At 42.6% G+C, this 2,229-nt stretch carries 3 protein-coding genes; 1 reads left to right on the top strand and 2 read right to left on the bottom strand.

All coding sequences use genetic code 11. The features are described from left to right. Positions 1-412: PilZ domain-containing protein (locus AC1DWN_RS32515; protein WP_477562973.1), on the bottom strand; the 412-nt coding region annotated here is incomplete at its 3' end. 132 nt (positions 413-544) lie between these two features. On the opposite strand from AC1DWN_RS32515, the gene AC1DWN_RS32520 reads away from it, so the two are divergent. Then, on the top strand, positions 545-919 hold the full coding sequence (locus tag AC1DWN_RS32520) for a helix-turn-helix domain-containing protein (RefSeq protein ID WP_477562975.1): 375 nt from the start codon (positions 545-547) through the stop codon (positions 917-919). A 394-nt stretch (positions 920-1,313) separates the two neighbouring features. Here the strand turns inward: AC1DWN_RS32520 and AC1DWN_RS32525 are convergent. Further along, the coding region (locus AC1DWN_RS32525) for a GltB/FmdC/FwdC-like GXGXG domain-containing protein (protein WP_477562974.1) at positions 1,314-2,229 on the bottom strand (916 nt) is incomplete at its 5' end.

Raw genomic sequence — 2,229 nt, forward strand, 5'->3', positions numbered from 1 at the left:
GAATCAGTCTGCGATACATATGATGGATTTTAAGCTGCTGTGGCTGTTGTTTAAGCAGCTCCTGATTCATAATACGGAGCAATAGTCTACGAATCATGTTGGAGCAATGTAAAAATACGCCATGTGCATATTGATTATCCTGAGCAGAACACCATACTATACTTCCATGCACCGTAAGGGGGATATTAGAAATATACATACGAAATTCAACCAAATAATTACGTTGAATCGGCAGCTGTAGGTTAGATAAGAAGCATAATCCGCTTTGACTCATGTTAAGAAGCAGCACTGTACTCGTAGCATTCGTTAGCAGTTCTCCATGATTATTCATCAATCTCAGCTCAGCTTTCACACCTTCCGTGAAACGCAGCCTTAGGTGGGCGCGTACGGCACCATTTAAATATTTCGCCATGCATCATACCTCCATCACACTGATAAACAGGAAACTCCCTTTATCAACCAACTTTTTACTGTAAAAGAATGCAATTACTAGGTTTACGTATTAATATAGGTGTAGCGGAATTTCGAAAGTAGGAGGAATATGATGAGCATCGGTATACGAATTGCTAATTTGAGGAAGGAACGGAGATGGACGCAGCTGCAAACCTCCACCCTGTTAGGTATTTCACGTGCAGCTTTGTCACATTATGAGAAAAATCGCAGAGAACCAGATTCCGAAACACTCACGAGGTTTGCGGATCTATACAAGGTCTCCATCGACTATTTAGTCGGCCGCACTTCACTCTCTCAACATACAATAACTAACGATATCAGAGCTTTTGTCGATCAACTTGAACTAGCAGACGAGGAGCTAATCATTAAATATAATTTAACCATAGATGGAAAATTACTCACTTCGGATGAAATGAAAAAGTTTATCGCATATGTTAGAGCTGAGAGAACGGTTCAATCACTATGAATTGGACAATTGTCAGGATTAATCCCTAATTGTTCCATGATGTCATTAATATCGAGAACAATAGCATTTACTACTGGACTAGCCTCTTCGTTCGTTAAGTCTATTTCCTTTCTTAACATCCAACCGACCCCTATTAGATTATTGCTGTTGCTTAGATTATTATTACTTTTATTATACCCAAGTTATTAGATGGAATTTGTCGCTTAGTGTTTGCGGCTTTTTTCTATTTAGGTAATAAAATGTCGAAAAACAAAAATTAACCCCACAATATAACATCTTCGCTTTTGAAGAAAATCAAAAAAGGGACTGCCACCAAAAGTAGTCATGCTACTTCGGTGACAGTCCCTCTATTTCATTTATCATTCAATGATAAATGTCTTCTATTAAAACTTTATTATTTTCCGCCTGCGCGAGCGAGCTCTCTCTTATTCGCCTCGAAAGCTGCAAGAAGAGCTTCATTGCCTTGTAGCCCAGAGTCCTCAACTTTGCGAATCTGTTCCAGCATCCGTTTGTAATCCTTAGGAATAACCTTCACAAACCTTGGAAGTGATTCCTCCCAATCATTCAATACTTGTGAGCCGATTGCGCTATCAGTGTATGCAACATGACGCTCGATCAAGCCACGAAGCTCAGCGATATCTTCCGATTCCTCAACACGCTCCAGCAATACCATCTCCAAGTTACAATGGTTCAGGAAATCGCCGTTCACATCATAGACGTATGCAACGCCACCCGACATACCTGCAGCGAAGTTACGACCTGTCTGGCCAAGAACGACCACGCGTCCGCCAGTCATATATTCACAGCCATGATCGCCTACGCCTTCAACAACCACATTTGCGCCGCTGTTCCTTACCGCAAATCGTTCGCCAGCCAAGCCGCGAATATACGCTTGACCGCTAGTAGCTCCATAAAGCGCTGTATTACCGATAATCACGTTATCTTCTGCAACAAATGTCGCTTTCGGTGAAGGTGCCACAGTAATTTTACCGCCGGATRAGCCTTTTCCGAAGTAGTCATTGGAATCACCCTCAATGGAAAGAGTAATGCCCTTAGGTAAAAATGCCCCGAAGCTTTGTCCTGCTGTTCCGATGAAGTGGTACGAGATGGTATCCTCAGGCAGGCCTGCGGCTCCATAACGACGAGTCACCTCACTGCCTAAAATAGTACCGACAACACGATTGGTATTGAGGATAGGGAATGTTCCATGAACCTTCTCCCCATTCTCTAGCGCCGGCTGTGCCAGCGGTAGAAGCTGTTGCATATCTATGGAAAGCTCAAGACCATGATTTTGCTCCTGCGTACAATAG

Source organism: Paenibacillus sp. P4_A7 (assembly GCF_056402455.1).